17 protein-coding genes, 1 tRNA gene and 1 pseudogene are annotated in these 19,002 nt (G+C 71.8%); 12 read left to right on the top strand and 7 right to left on the bottom strand.

Translation table 11 applies throughout. The features are described 5' to 3' along the window. Positions 1-191: 191 nt before the first annotated feature. On the bottom strand, positions 192-998 hold the full coding sequence (locus NDW01_RS25960) for an isocitrate lyase/PEP mutase family protein (protein ID WP_252824710.1): 807 nt from the start codon (positions 996-998) through the stop codon (positions 192-194). Between the two features lie 450 nt (positions 999-1,448). Here NDW01_RS25960 and NDW01_RS25955 point away from each other — a divergent pair, with 450 nt between their 5' ends. The 5 genes from NDW01_RS25955 to NDW01_RS25935 all read left to right on the top strand — a co-directional run bounded on the left by NDW01_RS25955 (position 1,449) and on the right by NDW01_RS25935 (position 6,094). After that, the gene (locus tag NDW01_RS25955) at positions 1,449-2,498 is read left to right on the top strand and encodes an acyl-CoA desaturase (protein ID WP_406567762.1); all 1,050 of its coding nucleotides are present in this window, start codon (positions 1,449-1,451) and stop codon (positions 2,496-2,498) included. 140 nt (positions 2,499-2,638) lie between these two features. Beyond that, the gene (locus NDW01_RS25950) at positions 2,639-3,751 is read left to right on the top strand and encodes a PucR family transcriptional regulator (RefSeq protein ID WP_252824708.1); all 1,113 of its coding nucleotides are present in this window, start codon (positions 2,639-2,641) and stop codon (positions 3,749-3,751) included. A gap of 249 nt (positions 3,752-4,000) precedes the next feature. Further along, complete coding sequence (locus NDW01_RS25945; RefSeq protein ID WP_252824706.1) at positions 4,001-4,768, top strand: bestrophin-like domain; 768 nt, start codon at positions 4,001-4,003, stop codon at positions 4,766-4,768. Positions 4,769-5,153: 385 nt separating this feature from the next. Then, positions 5,154-5,306: a hypothetical protein gene (locus NDW01_RS25940; protein ID WP_252824702.1), complete on the top strand. Its 153-nt coding sequence runs from the start codon at positions 5,154-5,156 to the stop codon at positions 5,304-5,306. Positions 5,307-5,356: 50 nt separating this feature from the next. Next, positions 5,357-6,094 (top strand): hypothetical protein, encoded by a 738-nt coding sequence (locus NDW01_RS25935; RefSeq protein WP_252824700.1) that lies wholly within the window; start codon positions 5,357-5,359, stop codon positions 6,092-6,094. A 199-nt stretch (positions 6,095-6,293) separates the two neighbouring features. Here the strand turns inward: NDW01_RS25935 and NDW01_RS25930 are convergent, their stop codons facing one another. Continuing rightward, a complete protein-coding gene (locus tag NDW01_RS25930) occupies positions 6,294-7,952 on the bottom strand; it encodes a catalase (RefSeq protein ID WP_252824697.1) in 1,659 nt (552 codons plus the stop codon). A 452-nt stretch (positions 7,953-8,404) separates the two neighbouring features. On the opposite strand from NDW01_RS25930, the gene NDW01_RS25925 reads away from it, so the two are divergent. Beyond that, positions 8,405-8,650, top strand: coding sequence for a hypothetical protein (locus NDW01_RS25925; protein WP_252824694.1), 246 nt, complete (start codon positions 8,405-8,407; stop codon positions 8,648-8,650). Between the two features lie 80 nt (positions 8,651-8,730). Here the strand turns inward: NDW01_RS25925 and NDW01_RS25920 are convergent, their stop codons facing one another. After that, positions 8,731-9,384, bottom strand: coding sequence for a response regulator (locus NDW01_RS25920; RefSeq protein ID WP_252824692.1), 654 nt, complete (start codon positions 9,382-9,384; stop codon positions 8,731-8,733). Continuing rightward, positions 9,372-10,502, bottom strand: coding sequence for a sensor histidine kinase (locus NDW01_RS43965; protein ID WP_252824690.1), 1,131 nt, complete (start codon positions 10,500-10,502; stop codon positions 9,372-9,374). The genes NDW01_RS25920 and NDW01_RS43965 overlap by 13 nt, the downstream gene beginning before the upstream one ends. 131 nt (positions 10,503-10,633) lie before the next feature. Between NDW01_RS43965 and NDW01_RS25910 the strand changes: the two genes are divergently transcribed. The 4 genes from NDW01_RS25910 (at position 10,634) to NDW01_RS25895 (ending at position 13,046) form a co-directional block, all read left to right on the top strand. Beyond that, positions 10,634-11,011 carry a DUF6069 family protein gene (locus NDW01_RS25910; RefSeq protein ID WP_252824687.1) on the top strand — a complete coding sequence of 126 codons (378 nt, stop codon included), beginning with the start codon at positions 10,634-10,636 and terminating at the stop codon, positions 11,009-11,011. Continuing rightward, positions 11,008-12,120, top strand: coding sequence for an alpha/beta hydrolase (locus NDW01_RS25905; RefSeq protein ID WP_252824685.1), 1,113 nt, complete (start codon positions 11,008-11,010; stop codon positions 12,118-12,120). The genes NDW01_RS25910 and NDW01_RS25905 overlap by 4 nt, the downstream gene beginning before the upstream one ends. Before the next feature lie 168 nt (positions 12,121-12,288). Further along, on the top strand, positions 12,289-12,927 hold the full coding sequence (locus NDW01_RS25900) for an alcohol dehydrogenase catalytic domain-containing protein (RefSeq protein ID WP_252824681.1): 639 nt from the start codon (positions 12,289-12,291) through the stop codon (positions 12,925-12,927). Next, the gene (locus NDW01_RS25895; RefSeq protein ID WP_252824679.1) at positions 12,924-13,046 is read left to right on the top strand and encodes a zinc-binding dehydrogenase; all 123 of its coding nucleotides are present in this window, start codon (positions 12,924-12,926) and stop codon (positions 13,044-13,046) included. The genes NDW01_RS25900 and NDW01_RS25895 overlap by 4 nt, the downstream gene beginning before the upstream one ends. A 147-nt stretch (positions 13,047-13,193) precedes the next feature. Here NDW01_RS25895 and NDW01_RS25890 read toward each other — a convergent pair whose 3' ends face one another. Beyond that, a complete protein-coding gene (locus tag NDW01_RS25890) occupies positions 13,194-14,141 on the bottom strand; it encodes a phosphotransferase (RefSeq protein ID WP_252824677.1) in 948 nt (315 codons plus the stop codon). A gap of 222 nt (positions 14,142-14,363) precedes the next feature. On the opposite strand from NDW01_RS25890, the gene NDW01_RS25885 reads away from it, so the two are divergent. Then, on the top strand, positions 14,364-14,876 hold the full coding sequence (locus tag NDW01_RS25885; protein ID WP_252824675.1) for a thioesterase family protein: 513 nt from the start codon (positions 14,364-14,366) through the stop codon (positions 14,874-14,876). Positions 14,877-15,320: 444 nt separating this feature from the next. Here NDW01_RS25885 and NDW01_RS25880 read toward each other — a convergent pair. Both NDW01_RS25880 and NDW01_RS25875 read right to left on the bottom strand, forming a co-directional pair. Continuing rightward, positions 15,321-15,521 (bottom strand): annotated as a pseudogene (locus NDW01_RS25880) (helix-turn-helix domain-containing protein); the annotation flags it as partial. Between the two features lie 290 nt (positions 15,522-15,811). Then, positions 15,812-15,888: transfer RNA gene (locus NDW01_RS25875), tRNA-Arg, on the bottom strand. A gap of 198 nt (positions 15,889-16,086) precedes the next feature. Here NDW01_RS25875 and NDW01_RS25870 point away from each other — a divergent pair. Beyond that, entirely contained in the window at positions 16,087-18,996 is a 2,910-nt protein-coding gene (locus NDW01_RS25870; RefSeq protein ID WP_252824673.1) for a glycoside hydrolase family 35 protein, read from the top strand. Positions 18,997-19,002: the final 6 nt, after the last annotated feature.

Raw genomic sequence — 19,002 nt, 5'->3', positions numbered from 1 at the left:
GGCTCGCGATGGGGAGCGAAGGGGCCGGCCGTGGGCTTGGGGGTTGGGCGAGCGGATGAGCCGTGGACCTGCGGGTGGGGAGTGAACGGGCCTGCGGTGGGCTGCGGGCGGGGGCTGAGCGGGCCTGCCCTGTGGGCTGCGGGCGGGAAGTGAACGGGCCTGCCATGGGCTGCGGGTGGGAGTCGAAGGGGTCAGCCGTGGGCTCGGGAGTGGTGCCGGCTGAGGTTGCGCTCCAGGAGGGAGAGGCAGTCGGCGACGCCGACCGTTCCGTCCGTGACCTGCGGCAACCGGCCGTCCTCCTCCTTCAGGCGCGCCAGCGCCCGGTCCATCGCCGCTTGTGCGGCGAACAGGCACGGCGTGCTGTAGATGGCGACGCCGACGCCCAGGGCCGCCAGGTCGGACAGCGAGAACCGCGGTGACCTGCCCCCGGCGATCTGGTTGAACAGCAGCGGCTTGCCGCCGGTCACGGCGTGGACCTTGCGGATCCACTCGGCGCTGCGCACGCCGTCCACGAGGATGACGTCGGTGTCCGTGGCGGCCAGGGCCTCGGCGCGCCGCACGATCTCGCGTTCGTCGGTCGCGTCGGTCCGGGCGACCACGACGAGGTCCCGCCGGGTTCGCAGGACCAGCCGCAGCTTCTCCAGGTACTCCTCGAGCGGCAGGATCCGCTTGCCGTCGACGTGGCCGCAGCGCCGCGGGCGCTCCTGGTCCTCGATGACCACCCCTGAGGCGCCGATGGCCTCCAGATGCTCGACGACGTGGCAGGCCACCTCCGGGTCGACGTAGCCGTCGTCGATGTCGACGAGCAGGTGGTGCCGGGGAAAGGCGAGCCGGAGCCGCTGGACGAAGCCCACCATGTCCGGCCAGGCGATGAAGCCGATGTCGGGAAGACCATAGTACGAGGCGGCGAACCCGAATCCGGAGACGAACAACCCGTCGTAGTGCCGGGCCGCCACGGACGCCGAGAACATGTCGAAGACACCGATGAGCGGGGTCACGGAATCGCCGCCGATGGCGCTGCGAAGACGCTGCCCGGCCTCGTTTCGCGGCGCCGATCGTACGAACCGGTTCTCGTGCGCGTCCATAGGTCCCCCCGAAGGTCCGTCCGAGCTCAGAGCCCCTGCGCCGTCCGTTCTCGTGCCCTCACGCGCCGTCCACCGTAAAGGCTCGGTAAGGGCGGCGACGCTGGCGGATCGGTGAGGGGCCGCTTGCCTCCGGCCGGAGATATCGCGAATCGTCTGGAAAGCGGCTGGGAAAAGCTCGGGAAATCGGCTCCTGGTCGGCCGGACTTCGCGGCGAATGGCGGAATGGTCGGTGCCGTGGCGTATACCCCCCGCCTTGTCACTTCTGTGAGGAACAAGACGGCCAAGGTGTGCGATTGTTGCGTAGATCACACAGATACTGGCCAGTAACGTTCCGCTGACCCGCGTTGTCAGGAGGAGGGTCAGATGACGGAGCAGGCCGTCGTGGTCGACACGAACGCTCCCTGGGGGGAGCGGATGGGAACCGGCGACCGGGTGATCGTCGGGATCTTCGTGGGGATCCCGTTCGTCGCCGTGATCCTGTCCGTCGCCGTCCTGTGGGGCTGGGGCGTGACATGGCATGACCTGGTGATCGGCGCGGTCATGTACGTCATCGCGGGGCACGGTGTCACGATCGGCTACCACCGGCTGTTCACCCACAAGGCGTTCAAGCCCGCCCGGCCGCTGAAGATCGCGCTCGCCGTCGCCGGCACGATGGCGGTCGAGGGCGACGTGATCACCTGGGCCGCCGACCACCGCCGTCACCACCAGTTCTCGGACCGGCCGGGGGACCCGCACTCGCCCTGGCGGTTCGGGAAGTCCGTGCCGGCCCTCGTCAAGGGCATGATCTGGGCGCACGTCGGATGGACGTTCGCCAACGAGAAGACCAACCAGCGGCGCTACGTCCCCGACCTGCTCGCCGACGCCGACCTGTGCCGGATCGCGCGGTGGCAGCCTCTGATCGTGCTGTTCTCCTTCGCCGGTCCCGCCGTCGCGGGCGGCCTGTGGGGCTCCGGCACGTGGGACGCCGGCGCCGCCTGGTCCGCCTTCTTCTGGGCCGGGCTCGTCCGCATCGGCCTGCTCCACCACGTCACCTGGTCGATCAACTCGATCTGCCACGTCGGCGGCGAGCGGCCCTTCCGGTCCCGCGACCGGTCGGGCAACGTCTGGTGGCTCGCTCCGCTGTCGGGCGGCGAGTCCTGGCACAATCTGCACCACGCCGACCCGACCTGCGCGCGGCACGGCGTCCTGCGCGGCCAGCTCGACTCCAGCGCCCGGCTGATCTGGCTGTTCGAACGCCTCGGCTGGGCCCGCGACGTCCGCTGGCCGGACGAACGCCGGCTCGCCGCCCGGACGAGCGGCGACCGGGCGAGCGGTGACCGGGCGAGCGGTGACCAGGCGAGCGGCGACCAGGCGGGTGATGACCGGGCGAGCGGCGACCGGGCCGCCACCGGCCGTACCGGCGGTGACCGCTGACCCGAGCCCACCCCCGTTCGTGCACGACTCGGCCGGTGAAGGGTGTGTTGACCGTGGTGAGGAGACAGGACGCCGAAATCCGGCCATGGCCGGCCGTCCCCCGTGGCACGGCCGCCCGGTTGCGCCCTCTCGTCGGGTCGGTGGCGGACGAGGTCATCGCCGAGATCGGCACCCGCGTGCCCGAGTTCGACCGGCCGGAGGACCCCGTCTTCCAGCAGCAGCAACGGCTGGCGGTCGAGGGCGCGCTGCGCCAGTTCGTGGACCTGCTGGAGAACCCGCGCGCCCCCTGGGAGAGCATCGCCTCGGTGTACCGGACGATCGGGGCCTGGGAGGCCGGCCAGGGCCGGAGTCTCGACGGGCTGCAGCGATCCCTGAGAGTGGGTGCCCGGCTGGCCTGGCGCCGCATCGCCGACCACTGCGATTCTCCCGACGTGCTCGGTCCGCTGGCCGAGGCCATCTTCGTCTTCCTCGACGAGATCGCCGCGGCCGCCTCCCAGGGGTACCTCAAGGCGATCGGCCGGGCCGCCGGCGAGGTCGAACGCCGCAGGCGCAGGCTGCTGGGCCTGCTCCTGTCCGATCCGCCGGCCTCGCCGGAGGAGATCGCGGAGCTCGCCAGGATCGCCGGCTGGGCCCTGCCCCGTACGGTCGCGGGCGTCGCGCTCCACGAGCGCAAACAGGATCAGTTCACCCCGCTGACGCTCCCGCCGGACGTCCTCGTCGACACCGACTGCCCGCAGCCGTACCTGCTGCTGCCCGATCCCGACGGCCCGGGACGCTCCCGGATCCTCGACGCCATCGACGTCGACTGGATCACCGCCGTGGGCCCGACCGTCCCGCTCCGAGCCGCCGCGAACTCGCTCCGGTGGGCCAGGGAGGCCCTCGCCCTCGCCCGCCGCGGCATCATCCCCCAGGACGGCCTGATCCGCTGCGGCGACCATGAGGCGACGCTCGTCATCTTCCGCGACGAGGAGTTCATCCGGAACGTCGCCGCCGGTCGGCTCGCGCCCCTGGAGTCCCTGCGTCCCGGGCGGCGGGAACGCCTGGCCGAGACGCTCCTCGCCTGCCTGCAACGCGGGTTCAACGCCAATGAGGCCGCCGAGCGCCTCCACATCCATCCGCAGACCGTGCGGTACCGGCTCCGCCAGCTCGAGGAGCTGTTCGGGGAGCGCCTGTACGACACCGACCGGCAGCTCGCCCTGGAGATGGCGCTGCACGCCTGGCTGGCGCTCAACCGCGCCGAGGAGAGCGCCTGACCTCGTACGAGAGCGCCTGACCGCGTACAAAAGCGAGCCGCGTACGAAGGCCGCCGGCGCGTACGGGAGCGCCTGACCGCGCACCTTCGCGAATCCGCGCAATCCGGTGCGAGTCACTCTCCGTCTCTGGCCGCCTCCGGACAGGAGGCGTTAAGGCTACTGAAGAGATACGTAGTGTGATAGTCATGTGACGGTGCGCTACAGGCCGGCGTACGCACGTCTCGTCAACGGCAAGCCATGGAGACGGTCATGCTCGTGTTCACCCTCGCTGTAGCCGCGGCCGTCGGTGCCGTGTTCGCGGCCGCCTTCCTGTTCCGGAAGGCGCGCCACGGCGCCGACGACCGGGGTCCGGGCAGCACGACCGCGGGTCACGCGGGCTCGATGCTGTCCTCCCTCTTCCTGCTCGTCTTCGCCATCGCGATCGTCGTCCCATGGACCACGGCCGACTCCGCCCGGCAGAACACCCAGACGGAGAGCCAGGCGATCGTCGACGCCTACTGGGCCGCCGCGGCGCTGCCGTCGCCGGCCGGCGCCCAGATCCAGGCCTCACTGCGCGACTACGTGCGCTTCGTCGTCGACAACGAGTGGCAGGTCATGCAGAAGGGACGGCTCAGCCAGGAGGGCTGGGCGCGCCTCGACACGCTGCGCGCCCAGGTCACCGGCCTCCAGGTCTCGGGCAACAACGCGGAGACCGCCCGCAGCACGCTCCTCGACCGGATCCGGGACATGTCCGCCGCCCGTGGCCAGCGCGCCGTCGACGCCAAGGCCAGCCCGCCGGCGGGCCTGCTGGCCCTCACGGTCATCACGGGCGTCCTCGCCGCCGCGTTCCCCTTCCTCGCCGGGGCCCGGCCCCGAGGGACGGCCCTCATCCCGGCGGCCGCGATGGCCGCGATGCTCGCCGTCGGGATCTATCTCGTGTTCGACATCTCGCACGTCTTCAACGGCGCGCTCCGCGTCAAGCCCGACGCCTTCACGTCGGCGCAGCAGGAGTTCCCCCGCATTCCCGAGAGCCGGTGACCCATGCGCGCACGCGGCATCAGTGTCCTGGCCACGGGCTCCCTCATCGGCCTCATGGCGACACCCGCCCTGGCCGACGACGGGGCCCGGCCCACCAGGACGCGCACCACCGGCCCGGTGCGCCGGGTCTCCCCGGCCGAGCCCTCGGACGGCGCTCTCTCCGGCGCTCCGATCGCCGGGGGCCTGCTCGGAGGTCTGCTCTCCGGGGGTTCGGCCTCTCAGGGCTCTTCTCCCGACGGCCCGGCCTCGCAGCGGCCGCCCTCCGGCGGCCCGGCTTCTCGGAGGTCATCCTCCGGCGGCCCGTCCGCCACCGATTCCGCACACCCGGCGGGCTCGTCGCCGCGAGCCGTCGTCCGGGCTGGCAGTGACGGTCCGGCCGACCAGAGTGGACCCCGCCACCACCACCGGCACTCCCGGCACGATCCGGCAGAGGCTCACGACGCCGATCGCGACCCCGGCCGACCCGGCCACCCTGGACGACCGGCGGATCACCGGCTCACCGCAACAAGCACCGACCCCGCGGGTCGGCTTCCCGTGACCAACGGCTCGGGACGGCTTCCCGAGATCGATGGTTCCGGTCTGCCCTCCGTGACCGGTGCGTCGGGACGGATTCCGCTGTCCGGTGGTTCCGGGCTACTGGTGACCGGCGCATCAGGGGCGGTTCCGGCGACCGGGGCGTCGCGGCCGCTTCTCGCGACCGGTGGTTCCGGGCGGCTCCCCGCGACGGGCGAATCCGGGCTGCTCCCCGTGACCGTCCGCGACCCCGGCCCCCTCTCCGTGGCCCTGGGCGGCCTCCGGCCGATCTCCGTGGCCGCGGGCACTCCCCGGCCGGTCTCCCTCGCGGTGGGCGGACCGCATCCGCTGCTCGCGGTGACCCTCTCGGTCTGCCTCGACCTCGATCTGCTGCACGCCTTGGATCTCCGCCTCGCCATCGGAGCCTGCGAGCACCCCGCGCCTCCGGCGCCTCCGCCCCCGGCACCCCCGGCACCCCCGGCACCGCCGGCACCGCCGACCGCTCCTCCGCCGTCCACGGCGCCCCGACCCACGCCACCGCCGCACACCGCTCCGCCCGCGGCGCCCGTCGCACCGGCCGTTCCGGTGCGACCCGTCGCCGCCCGGCCGGCCGCCCCGCGTCCGGTGGCCCCGCCACCGCGAGCCACTCCGAGCCGCCCGCCGGTGCCGTCGTCCGCCCCGGCACCGGAGCCCGAGAAGCCCACGGCCGTGCACCTGCCACACCGGAAGAAGCCGCTGGCCACCCTCACGGTCATCGTCGTCCTGGCGGTCATGGTCGCCGTCGGCGCGGGCCTCGCGTTCGCGACCGTGTGACGGCTCCGCGCGCAGGTCGTTCGTAACCCTGTGACGGCTCCGCGCAGGTCGTTCGTAACCCTGTGACGGCTCCGCGCAGGTCGCTCGCAACCGTGTGATGGCTCCGCTCCCGTCGTCGACGGGCCGCGGAAACGACCGCGCGGGCGGCGAGCCCGCGCTGGGGGAAGGGACCGGCAGAAGCGTCGGCCCCCTGGCGCGGTCAGCTCACCTTGGCGGCGCGTTCGTCCGGGACGCAGTGCGTCATCTTCAGGCCGTTGACCTCTCGCGGGCCGTTGTGGCCGAGCTTCTCGAGCCTGGCCCGGTCCTCCTCGGTGAGGTCCTGGCTCGCCAGCGGCGCGAGGTGGGCGACGTCGTCCGGGCCGATGCCCAGGCCCTCGCCCACCCGCAGGCCCAGGTCGTCCTCGGCGAGCAGGAAGTGCCAGACCATGCGCTCCTGGATGGGGCGCTCGCACTGCGACAGCATCGTGACCAGGTTGTGCACGAGATCGTCGCGCTCCCAGTCGTGCATGAGCAGGTAGCGCTGGCCGGCCTGCGCGTAGTCGTTGGTCCGAGGGATGCGCCTGCGGGTGACCCGGCCGGTGATCGTCGGTCCCTGCTCGTCCTGGGTCGGGTACCCCGCCTCGCGCAGCCCGCCCGTGATCGACGGTTCGTAGTTGACGTGCGGGTTCTCGCCGCCCTGGTCGACGTAGTAGGTCATCAGGCCGTCGCGCTGGTTGGTGCGGACCCGGCCGTGCTTCGGCTGGTTGACCGGAAGCTGCAGGTAGTTGGGTCCCACCCGGTAGCGCTGCGTGTCGCTATAGGAGAACGTGCGCCCGACCAGCATCTTGTCGTCGCTGAAGTCCAGACCGTCGACGAGGACCCCGGTGCCGAAGGCGATCTGCTCGTTCTCGGCGAAATTGTTGCCGACGCACTCGTCGAGCACCATGCGGCCGACCGGACGCGCGGGGAACCGCTCCTCCGGCCAGACCTTGGTGTCGTCGAGCGGGTCGAAGTCCAGTTCCGCATGCTCGTCGTCGCTCATCGTCTGCACGAGGAGCTCCCACTCCGGGTACTCGCCGCGCTCGATCGCGTCCCGCAGATCCTTGGTCGCGTGCCCGAGTTCCTGCGCCTGCACGACGGCGGCATCGGCGGCGGTCATGCTGCGCACGCCCTGCTTGGGCATCCAGTGGTACTTCACCAGGCGGGTCTCGCCCTGCTCGTTGACCCACTTGTAGGTGTTCACGCCGAACCCCTGCATATGCCGGTAGTCGGCGGGGATTCCGCGCGGGCTGAACAGGTTCACCAGCATGTGGACGCTCTCCGGCGTCTGCGACATGAAGTCGAAGATCCGGTTGGGCTCCTGCCGGAACGTCACCGGGTCCGGCTTCAGCGAGTGGATCACGTCGGGGAACTTGATGGCGTCCCGGATGAAGAACACCGCCAGGTTGTTGCCGACCAGGTCCCAGTTGCCGTCCTCGGTGTAGAACTTCACCGCGAAGCCGCGGGGGTCGCGCGCGGACTCGGAGGAGTCCCGACCGCCGATCACGGTCGAGAACCGCACCGCCACCGGAGTGCGCTTTCCGGCCTCCTGGAAGAGCTTGGCGCGGGTGAAGGCGCTGATCGGCTCATCGCCGAACCGGCCGTACGCCTCGAAGTAGCCGAACGCGGTGGTTCCACGCGCGTGTACGACGCGTTCGGGGATGCGCTCGCGGTCGAAGTGGCTGATCTTCTCCAGGAACTGGTAGTTCTCCAACGTCGCCGGGCCGCGGGCGCCGATCGTCCGCTGGTTCTGGTTGTCGTAGACCGGGTGGCCCTGCCGGTTGGTCAGCACCTCGCGGTCGTCCCCCGGCTGGGGGCCCACGCTGGACACGTCCGTCATCGTGACGGCCTCCTCGGTTCATTGTCTCCGTCCCTCGCCCCTACCCCCTGTCACCGGTTCAAGCGTCCCGACACCACCGTTTTTAGCCGATTTCACCCACTCTGATCAGCGAAGATGTCCCGGATGTCCCTTGAGCGGCCCACCTTCGTCGATCGCCCTGCTGGTGGACGGAGAGTCACCGGTGAGGCCGCTTCCGAGGGGAAGAGGAGGAGTCCGTGTGCCGCCATCGCGCTCCGACCTCCTCGTCGCTCGGGGGAGGCCCGGGCAGCGGCCTCGTGGGCGTGTCGGCGCGCAGCGCGTCCAGCAGCGGCGTCAGGTAACGGCGGCGCGGCGCAGCGCGGCGGTGCGATCGGCGCCGACGCCCACGCCCGCCTCCTCGGCGACGGCCGAGATCGGCGCTCGCCGTCGGCGCCGCCGCGCTCGACGCGGCCGTCCATGCCTGGGACATCGCGATGGCCGCCGGCCGTCCGTCACCGCTGAACGCCGACCTGTCCGAGCGCCTGCTGCCGGTGGCCGAGGCGATCGCGGAGCCGCTGCGCGGCTTCGCCTGCGCGCCCGCCCTCGACCCGCGACCGGCCGACGACGCCACCGCCGCGCTGCTGCGCTACCTGGGCCGCGCCCCCGGAGTGGACCCGCTGAGCCGGCCCGCTGCGGCAGTGCTGCGCGACCCGGGCCGCGCCCTCGAGTGGACCCGCTGATCCGACCGGGCGCGGCCGCCGCCGCGAAGCCCCGGCGACGGCGCCCGCCTGCGGCCGTGCGCCGGGACGGGGAGGAGGCGTCAGGCGAGACCGGCGTCGTGGGCGAGGAGCGCGATCTGGGTGCGGTTGTCCAGGCCGAGCTTGGTGAGGATGCTGGAGACGTGGGCCTTGACCGTCGTGACGCCCATGGCCAGCTCCGCGGCGATGTCGGCGTTCGTCCGGCCGCGCCCGATCGCGACGGCCACCTCATGCTCGCGGGGGGTGAGGGCGGCCAGCGCGGCGCGGGCCCGCTCGTACGCTCCGGCCTGCACGATGGTGCGCTCCATGAGCCGCCGGGTGATGCGCGGGGACAGGATCGGCTCTCCCGCCGCGACCCGGGTGACCGCCTCCACGATCTGCGAGGGCGACGTGTCCTTGAGCAGGAATCCGCTGGCGCCCGCGCGCAGCGCGTGCAGGATGTTCTCGTCGGTGTCGAAGGTGGTCAGCACGATCACCTCCGGGGGACGGGCGCGGGCCCGCAGCCGCCGGGTGGCGACGATGCCGTCCACGCGCGGCATCCGCAGGTCCATCAGGACCACGTCGGGGGCGTGGGCGTCGGTGGCGGTGACGGCCTGCTGGCCGTCGGCGGCCTCGCCGACCACTTTGATCCCGGCGGCTCCGTCCAGCATCATCGCGAGCCCCGCGCGGACCATGGCGTCATCGTCGACCAGCAGCACGCGGATCACGCGGGCCATGGTAGCCAGGCGTGGAGCCGGAACTCCCGGTCGACGATCCGATGATCCAGCCGCCCGCCGGCCAGCCGTACCCGCTCGGTCAGCCCGACCAGGCCGAGACCGCTGCCCGGCGCGACCGGGTCCGAGTCGAGATCCGGCAGCGGGTTGCGGATGTCGATCAGCAGTTGCGTGCCGGGACCACCGCTGAACGACACGTCGACCGGCAAGCCAGGCGCGTGCTTGCGCGCGTTCGTCAGCCCCTCCTGCGCGACGCGGTAGGCGGTGCGGGCGGCGGCCGCCGGGAGGGCGGCGACGTCGGGAACCTCCTCGCGCAGCCGCACCGGCTGCCCCGCCTCGCGGGCCTCGGCGACCAGGCGGGGCAGGTCGGCCAGCGTGGGCTGGATCTCCAGGTCGTCGTGCGCGTCGTCGTCCTCGCGCAGGAGACCGATCACCTGGCGTAGCTCCTCCAGTGCCTGGTGCACCCCGGTACGCACCACCCCGGCGGCCCGGGCGAGCTGCTCGGGGGAGGAATCCGGGCGGTACTCCAGGGCCCCGGCGTAGGTGGCGACCAGCGAGAGCCGGTGGGCCAGCACGTCGTGCATCTCCCGGGCGAGCGTGCGCCGTTCGGCCATGCGGGCCTCGGCGACCAGCCTGCCCTGCTCGGCCTCGGCCCGCTCGGCGCGCTCGCGCAGCGAGACGAGCAGCGCGCGGCGGGCGCGGGCCAGCGCGCCCCAGCCGAGCAGCGCGCCGTACGCGACGCAGACCAGCAGCAGCCACCAGCCGAGGGAGATCCCGGAGTCGGGTCGCCAGAACCCCCGGAGCACGTGGGCCGCGATGCCCGCCGCCGCCACGGCCACCGCGACGGGGAACCGCCTGCGCTGCGCGACCTGCAGCGCCCCCATCGTCGCCGCCGGCGTGGCGACCGGGCAGGCGACGGCGAGGAGGGTCGCGGCGAGCGCCCCGGAGACCGGCCACCACACCTGGGCGGCCGCGGCGGCCAGGCTCGCCACCGCCGCCGCGACGTCCAGCCACAGCGGGAACCCGCCCGTCCGTCCCCACAACGACACGGCGGTCAGCACGCCCACCACGAGGACCACGCTCGACACGGCGACCGTACGGGGAGATCGGCTAAGACTCACCGGCTCACGCTAGCCTCCGGCGCGGCGGGGCCGTCACCTACCAAAGTCGGAGGCGGATCCCACCGGGGCAGGACGAGGCGCGACCGCGCGCCCGATGCGGCGGACCGGCCGGGCGGGCGAGGCTGACCGGCGTGAACACCTCCCTCAGAAGGCTCGTCCTCACCGTGGCCGGCGCACCCGCCGCCGCCCTGGCCGTATGGGCCGTGGCGGTGCCCCTCGCCGGGGCGACGCTGACCGTGCGGACGGGCGGCGGCACGCGTACGGTCGGCCCGGCGTCGGTCGTGGCGGCGAGCCTGCTGGCCGCGCTCGCGGCCTGGGCGCTCCTGGCCGTCCTGGAGCGCTCGGCCGCCCGGCCCCGCCGCATCTGGACGATCATCGCGCTGGCCGTGCTCGCGCTGTCCCTCACCGGCCCGCTCGGCAGCGCCACCGGGGTCGCCGCGGCGCTGGTCCTCACCGTGCTGCACCTGGTCACCGGCGCCGTGCTCGTCCTCGGGCTGGTGCGCCGGTGAACGCGCCGTACGGGTACCTGACCACCGTGAGCGTCCTCGCGGTGTGGACCCTGGTCTCGCTGGTCGCACCGCGCCGGCCCCGGCCGGCGGCCATGCTGGCCTTCTACCTCACCGTGGTCCTGGGCGAGCTGCCCTTCATGGGGCTCGCCTGGCTCCTGGCCGCCACGGTCCTGGCCCTCGTCCAGGGCGACCTCACCTCGCCCTTCGTCGCGGGAGCGGCGGCGGTGCCCGCGGCGGGCCTGTGCCTGGTGGCCTGGCGGGGCCGCCGGGCGCTGCCCGCCGTACAACAGGCGATGGGAACGGTGCCCGTCTCCCGCCGCCTCCCGTACGCGCGCATCCTGCTCAGCCCCTTCCTCCGCCGGCGGCGCGCCGTCGAGCGGATTCCCGGCCTGGCGTACGGCCCGGCCGGACGGCGCAATCTCCTGGACGTCTACCGCCACCGTTCCCGGCCCACCGGTGCCCCGGTCCTGATCCACTTCCACGGCGGCGCGTACCAGGGAGGCCGGAAGAACAGCCAGTCCCTGCCTCTCCTGTACCGCCTGGCCGACCAGGGCTGGGTGTGCGTCAGCGCGAACTACCGCCTGCGCCCGGACGCGACCTTCCACGACCATCTGGTGGACGCCAAGAGGGTGATCGCCTGGGTACGGGAGCACGGCCCCGCGTACGGCGCCGATCCCGGCCGGATCATCCTGGCGGGCAGCTCGGCCGGTGCCCACCTGTCGGCCCTGGCCGCGCTGACCCCGGACGACCCGGCGTTCCAGCCCGGTTTCGAGAGCGTCGACACCTCCGTCACGGCGGTGATCGGCCTCGGCGGCTACTACGGCCGCTACCACGACACGGACCCCCGGACCTCGCCGCTCGCCCACGTACGCCCGGACGCGCCGCCGTTCCTCCTGGTCCACGGGGACCACGACACCCTCGTTCCGGCCGAGGACGCCCGGGAGTTCGCCGAACGCCTGCGCGAAGTGTCGGACCAGCCGGTCGTCTACGCCGAGCTGCCCGGCGGACAGCACGGCTTCGACCTGTTCGACTCCCTGCGCTTCCACGCCGTCATCAACGCCATCGAGGCCTTCACCGCGCGGGTTCTGTCCCCGGCCTTCCGCCCGTGAGGCGCCGGCCGACCCGACCCTGGGCCTACGCGCTGCCGCCGGCGGCGCCCGACACGGCCTGAGCCCTGGACGGCGGCGGAGGTCGCGCGCCCGGGGGGCCGTCCACGGGGGTGAGACGCCGTGATCTGCTCCGACGGTAGTGATCCCTTCTGCGTGCTGGAGGTCTCCATGAGCCGAGCCGTCGTCTATGAGACCTTCGGAGGTCCTGAGGTGCTGGAGGTACGAGACGTTCCGGAATCGCACGCCGGGCCGGGTGAGGTGCGCGTCCGCGTGACGGCCGCAGGCCTGAACCCGATGGACTGGAAGATCTCCTCGAACCCCGAGACGGCGGCGAGATTCGGCGTCACCGTGCCGTCCGGCTTCGGGTGTGACTTCGCCGGCGTCGTCGACGAGGTCGGAGCCGGCGTCGACGGGTTCGCCACCGTGCCGTCCGGCTTCGGGTGTGACTTCGCCGGCGTCGTCGACGAGGTCGGAGCCGGCGTCGACGGGTTCGCCGTCGATGATCGCGTCTACGGAGGCGCGATGGCGAAGGCCGTCGCGGAGTTCCTGGTGATGAAGGTCCCGGCTGCGGCGCCCGACATGCTGTTCCCCACGCCGGACGGCATCGTCGACGAGGTGGCGAGCACACTCCCGGTGGCGGGCCTGACCGCCGCCGCCGCGCTGGAGGCGATCGGCCTGAGGTCCGGTGACACCGTCCTGGTCGGCGGTGCCGCGGGCGGGGTGGGCGTGTTCGCCGTGCAGCTCGCGAGGCTCGCCGACGGGGCGGTGCGGCCGGACCGGCCGATCTTGAGCGGATCACCGATGTGATCCGCGCCGGCGAGCTCACCGTGCCGATCGCCGCGACCTTCCCGATCGAGCGGATCCGCGATGCCGTGGCGCTGCAAGCCGGAGGCCACGTCCACGGCAAGGTCGTGATCACGCTGTGACCCCTCTCCGCCGAGCGGCTGCGCCCTGCCGTGCTCGCCGGGATCCCGGCGAGCACCGCACCCTCGGCTGCAGGTCCGGCCGCCTTCGGCGCGAGCACCCGCCTCGGGCCCCTGCGTAATAGGCGAACTCGATCAGGAAGGCGGCTGTCAGCCGGAGCGTGGTAGGCCCTCCGTTACCCAGCGCCTGATCTGCTCCGCCGCCTGCTCCGCGATGGGATGCCCGGAGGGACGGGTGACAAGGTCGCTGAGCGCGAACATGTCCAAGACGCGCCCCAAGTAGCTCCAGTTCTCGGCGAGCGCCAGGTCAGCGGGCTGGTACTCGGCGAAAGCGCGGCAGAAGCCGTCGAGGAACCGGGTGGGATAGTCAACGCCGAATCGGACCATGTTGGCCGCGTCGCCATAGGGGCATCCGGAATAGCTGAACTCCCAATCCAGGATGGCATCGACGCGCCAACTGTTGCGCACGTGCGTGACCAGGATGTTCTTGGGGTTGACGTCGGCATGGACCAGCCGACTGTGATCATCGATTCGGGTCAGCGCCGGTGCGTGGGTCGCGCACAGCTCCACCCATGCCCGTCGCGTGGCCTGATCCAAGCGGGCCGCCGGAGCCGCGGACATGCAGGACTCGGCGACCTCGCCCAGTTGCTGCGACCACGGGCGTTCCGCGCGGACGGACAGATGCTCGTCGGTGAAGAAACCCCGGCGCTCGAACGTCACCGCGCCGATCCCCGCGACGACACGCCCCACCTCAGCGCCGAGGTCCCCCAGGGAGGTCCCGCTGAGTCCATCGCCGGAAAGCACCTGGCTGAGCGGCGTCCCCGCCACATACTCCAGGACCATGGCCGGCCGAGTACCCTCGCCTGCCGCTGCGGACGGTATGACCGACAGCACCTCTGGGACGGGAACGTATCGACCGGCCGCCGTCATGACCGCGGCTTCGACGGCAGGATTCGATCCGCCGAGCCGTGCGACAACCTGGCCGTCGGTCAGGGTGACCAGGTATGTCTCGTGAGAGAACCCGCCCGCCAACGTTGATGTCTCGACCACGTCGCGGCCAAGCGCCGCAGCGATGCCGTGAATCTCTTCAGGCCGCATCGGCCCAGTCTCGCGCAGCCGACCACTCTGAGCGGCTTGAACGCTCGGCGGAGAAGCGATCAGATCCACCAGTGCGGCGGTCGACACCCAGCGGAATCCGACGCTTTGGGCCGCAGGCACACAGCGGTCTCACGCACCCGGCTCCACGAAAACGCCGGCGGCCCTGGTCATAGACGCGTCGATGCACCAGCTGGGACGATCGTCTGGGCCTTCGTCCCTCGGATGCACCTGCTGAGAGGCGCCTATACCGCCAGCACCACGCTCCCTGACCTGTCGCCGCTCTGGAGCGCCGACCCGCCGTCCGTACGGAGGATCATCATGCACGCTTCACTTCAGCCGGGCCTGACCGCACGGCTGGACTACCTGGTACCGGCCGAACGCACCGTTCCCCACCTGCTGCCCGAATCCGAGCACTTCGCCGCCCTGCCCCCGGTTCTGGCCACCGGGTACCTGATCGGCATTGTGGAGTGGACCTGCATGCGCGCCCTGGACGGGCACCTGGAAGACGGTGAGCAGACCCTGGGCGTGCACGTCGACCTCAGCCATCAAGCCCCCACGCCCCCCGGCAGCACGCTGACCGTCCACGCCGAGCTCACCGCCGTCGACGGCGGACGGCTCACTTTCTCCGTTCACGCACAAGACGACGCCGCCACCGTCTGCCAGGGGATCCACCGCCGCGCCATCATCGATGCCGAACGCTTCCACGCACGAGTCCGGCGCCGTCTGCCGCAGTAGGTCCGGTGGACCGGCTTGGTGTCCCCCGGCCAATCCAGATCGGGCCTGTGAAGGCTCTCAGTGATCTTTTCCGTGCTCGCCGTTTGTCATTGATCCCCACCTTCGGCGCGCGGCTGCGGCATCGCGTACCTCTTCGAGGAGAGACGTGAGTTCTTCGTCGTCAAGGCGGTTCAAGTGATCGATGATTTCGGTGGGGACGACAGCGGCGAGTCTTCGGCCCTGTTCGGTCAGGTAGACGATCTCACCGTTCCGGGCAACTTCTCGCGCGACCACGGGCAACTCTGGCGCGCTGTCCAGTGATACCTCCCGCCAGGCCGGCGGTCGGTCGTGCGTCTGCCGCAGCCTCGGTTCTTCGTCGCGAATCGGGGGCGCTGCCGGCGGCTGATCCGCTGGCGTCTCCGGCGCGGGATAGAGGGGGCCGTGGCGTGAGATGCCGTAACTCCGCGCCGCTGCGGCCATCAGTGCCCGTAGATAGTCATGCACCGCCTGCTCGGGCACGCGGAAGGACCCGCCAACGCGGACAGCCGGCAACTCGCCGGCATTGATGATGCGGTAGACGGTCGCTTTGGGTACACGCAGGACCGCGGCTACCTCTGAGACCGCCAGGAACCTGACCTCATTTAGAGGCCGCTCCCCTGAACTCATCCCACGCCTTCCTCTTCCCTGCGTCCAAGCGTCGGGCCGGCTCCAGGAGTCTGGGCCTGCCTCGCTGAGCGAGCGTAGACGCTTACCCGCGGCGGGGGAGTGGATCGTGGGCCCGCGCTGGAGCCCGTGATCACGGCCGGTCGCCGGGAAGCGCGACGGACCGGACTTCGGACACGGATTCGGCGCGTCCGCCTGTGATCAACTGACACCAGCCGGACACAGCCGGACGTGTGATCATGGGTGGCAGCCGAGTATCCGCAGGTCAGTGGCCCGTTCGGCGGGTCGGAGGGTGGCGCGCCCAGAGGGATTCGAACCCCCGACCGTCGGATTAGAAGTCCGATGCTCTATCCAGCTGAGCTATGGGCGCTCAATCGATCGGCTCTGAGTGTACGGACTTCGCGGCGCTCGTGCGTCACCGGTGAGCACAGGTATGATCAAACACCTGGTCTCCGGGGTGGCCTGATGCGGCCGACATCTACCGGGCCGTCATTGACACGGACGTTCCACCGCTGTTGACTCCGCGTGTCTTGGAACTCCCTGCCTGCCCTGAGCGAAAGGTGCCGTCGTGCGCCCACTCTCCCGTGCCCGCCGTCGGCTCCTCCTCTTCGTCGCCGTCGTCCTGGCCGTGGTGGGCGGCGGCGCCGTGACGCTGGCGGCCCGGAACGGGCCGGACACCCCGCAGCCGGCGCACAAGGCGCACACGGTGGCGTACGACCACTACTCGCTGAAGCTCGACGGCGACCGGGTCTACCTGTGGTCGGCGGAGTTCCACTACTGGCGGCTGCCGAGCCCCGACCTGTGGCTGGACGTGCTCCAGAAGTTCAAGGCCGCGGGGTACAACGCGACGTCCATCTACTTCGACTGGGCCTACCACTCCCCGAAGCAGGGCGTCTACGACTTCACCGGCGTACGCGACATCGACCGGCTCCTCGACATCGCGCAGCAGGTGGGCATCTACGTCATCGCGCGCCCGGGGCCGTACATCAACGCCGAGACCGACAGCGGCGGCTTCCCTGGCTGGCTGACGACGCAGAAGGGCCGGGCGCGGTCGAGCGCCCCCGACTACACCGCCGCGTACCAGGAGTGGCTGCGGCACGTCGATCCGATCATCGCCCGGCACCAGTTCACCGACGGTACGGGGCCGGTGATCCTGTACCAGATCGAGAACGAGTACGGCACCCACACCGACAAGGCGTACATGAAGGACCTGAAGCAGCAGGTCCGCGCCGACGGGATCGACGTGCCGTTCACGCACAACCACTGCTGTGGCGCCTCGAAGTGGGCGACCGGCGGCGGGTCGGTCGACCTGCCGGGTCAGGACAGCTACCCGCAGAAGTTCAACTGCTCGACCCCGGACCGGTGGAACGGGCTGAGCACCCTGCCGCGCTTCCGGGACGACGCGCCGATCTTCACTCCGGAGTTCCAGGGCGGAGCGTACGACCCGTGGGGCGGTTCCGGATACGACAAGTGCCGGAAGCTGACCGGCCCGGACTTCGAGAAGGTCTTCTACGAGAACAACATCGCGACCGGCGTCACGATGCAGAACTTCTACATGACGTACGGCGGGACCTCGTGGGGCTGGCTCGCCGATCCGAGCCACGTGTACACGTCCTACGACTACGGGTCGGCCATCAAGGAGGACCGGGAGCTGACGCCGAAGTACGACGAGGCGAAGCGGCTCGGGTACCTCACGCAGGCGGTGGCGCCGCTGACCAAGACGAAGTCGGTCTCGGCGGACGGGCCGACCAACACCGACCTGCACCTCACCGCGCGGGCGAACCCGGACGACGGCACGCACTTCTACGTGCTGCGGCACCGGGACGCGACGTCCACCACGACCGAGACCACGCACGTGCCGATCGACCTGAACGCCGGGACGCAGGGCGGCGCCAAGCCCTCCTACCCCTCCGTCCCGCAGGAGCCGGGCACGAGCATCAAGCTCGCGGGCCGGGACTCCAAGCTGCTCGTCGCCGGGTACCGGCTCGGCTCACAGGACCTGCGGTACTCCACCTCGGAGATCATGACGCACGGCCGCATCGGCGATCGGGACGTCGCACTGCTGTACGGGCGCCGGGGCGAGGACGGCGAGACCGTGCTGCACTACGACGCCGAACCCTCGGTCACCGTGATGTCCGGGAAGGTACGCCACGTCTGGAACGCCGGCCGCGGGGACCTGCGCCTGAACTACACGCACCAGGGGCTGGCGCGCGTCCTCGTCACGCCGCGCGGCGGCGTGCCCGTCCTGCTGCTCCTGGCGACGGACCAGGAGGCGGCGCGCTTCTGGCGCCAGGACACCGCCGCCGGGCCCGTCCTCGTCCGGGGGCCCGAGCTCGTACGGTCGTCGGTGGTCCAGGGCTCGGCGCTGGCCCTCACCGGCGACACGTCCGCGCCGACCGACCTGGAGGTCTTCACCGCGCCGTCCGTACGGACGGTCACCTGGAACGGCGCGCCCGTACGGACGGCCGGGAACGACACCCTCACCGGCCGGCTCGCCGGGCCCCGGCCCGTCACCCTTCCGGCACTGACCGGCTGGAAGACGCGCGCGGAGTCGCCCGAGGCACGGCCGGGCTTCGACGACCGCGCCTGGACGGTCGCGGACCACAAGACGACGAACAACCCGACGCCGCCCGCCACGTCGCCGGTGCTGTACGCCGACGACTACGGCTTCCATCACGGCGACGTCTGGTACCGCGCGCACTTCACGGCGAAGGGCCGGGAGGCCGGGATCACCCTGACCGCCGGGACCGGCAAGGCCGGCGTCTACTCGGCGTGGCTGAACGGCCGGTTCCTCGGCAGTAGCGGGGACGGCCGGCACACGTTCGCCTTCCCCGCCGGTGCGGTCGCGAAGGGCCGGGACAACGTGCTGTCGGTGCTCGTGGAGGACATGGGGCACAACGAGGACTTCGACTCCACCGACACCCACAAGGAGCCCCGCGGCCTGACCGGCGCGAAGCTCCGCGGATCGACCGCGCCGCTCACCTGGCGCATCCAGGGCAGCGCGGGCGGGGAGACCCTCCCCGATCCCGCGCGCGGCCCGTTCAACACCGGCGGCCTGTTCGGTGAGCGGAACGGCTGGTACCTGCCCGGCGGTACGGGCGCCGGCTGGACGGCCACGACCCTGCCGCACCGCGACAAGAGACCCGGGATCTCCTGGTACGAGACGACGTTCGACCTGAGCCTGCCGAAGGGCCAGGACGTGCCGCTCGGCGTGACGTTCACCGACGACGAGTCCCGGCACTACCGCGCGCTGCTGTTCGTGAACGGCTGGCAGCTCGGCCGGTACGTCAACGACGTCGGCCCGCAGCGGAGCTTCCCGATCCCGCCGGGGATTCTCCGCACCGACGGCCGGAACACCCTCGCGATCGCGGTCTGGAACGAGGACGGCAGGACCGGCGGCCTCGGCCAGGTCGGGCTGCGGCAGTACGCCGACCTGGCCACGAGTCTGCGGGTCTCGGACGTCACCGCCCCACGCTGACCCCGG

Origin of the sequence: Actinoallomurus soli (genome assembly GCF_024055715.1) — a bacterium.
Lineage (GTDB): Bacteria > Actinomycetota > Actinomycetes > Streptosporangiales > Streptosporangiaceae > Actinoallomurus > Actinoallomurus soli.
Note: the sequence above shows the minus strand (reverse complement) of the source record. Positions and strands in the feature narration are given on the sequence as shown.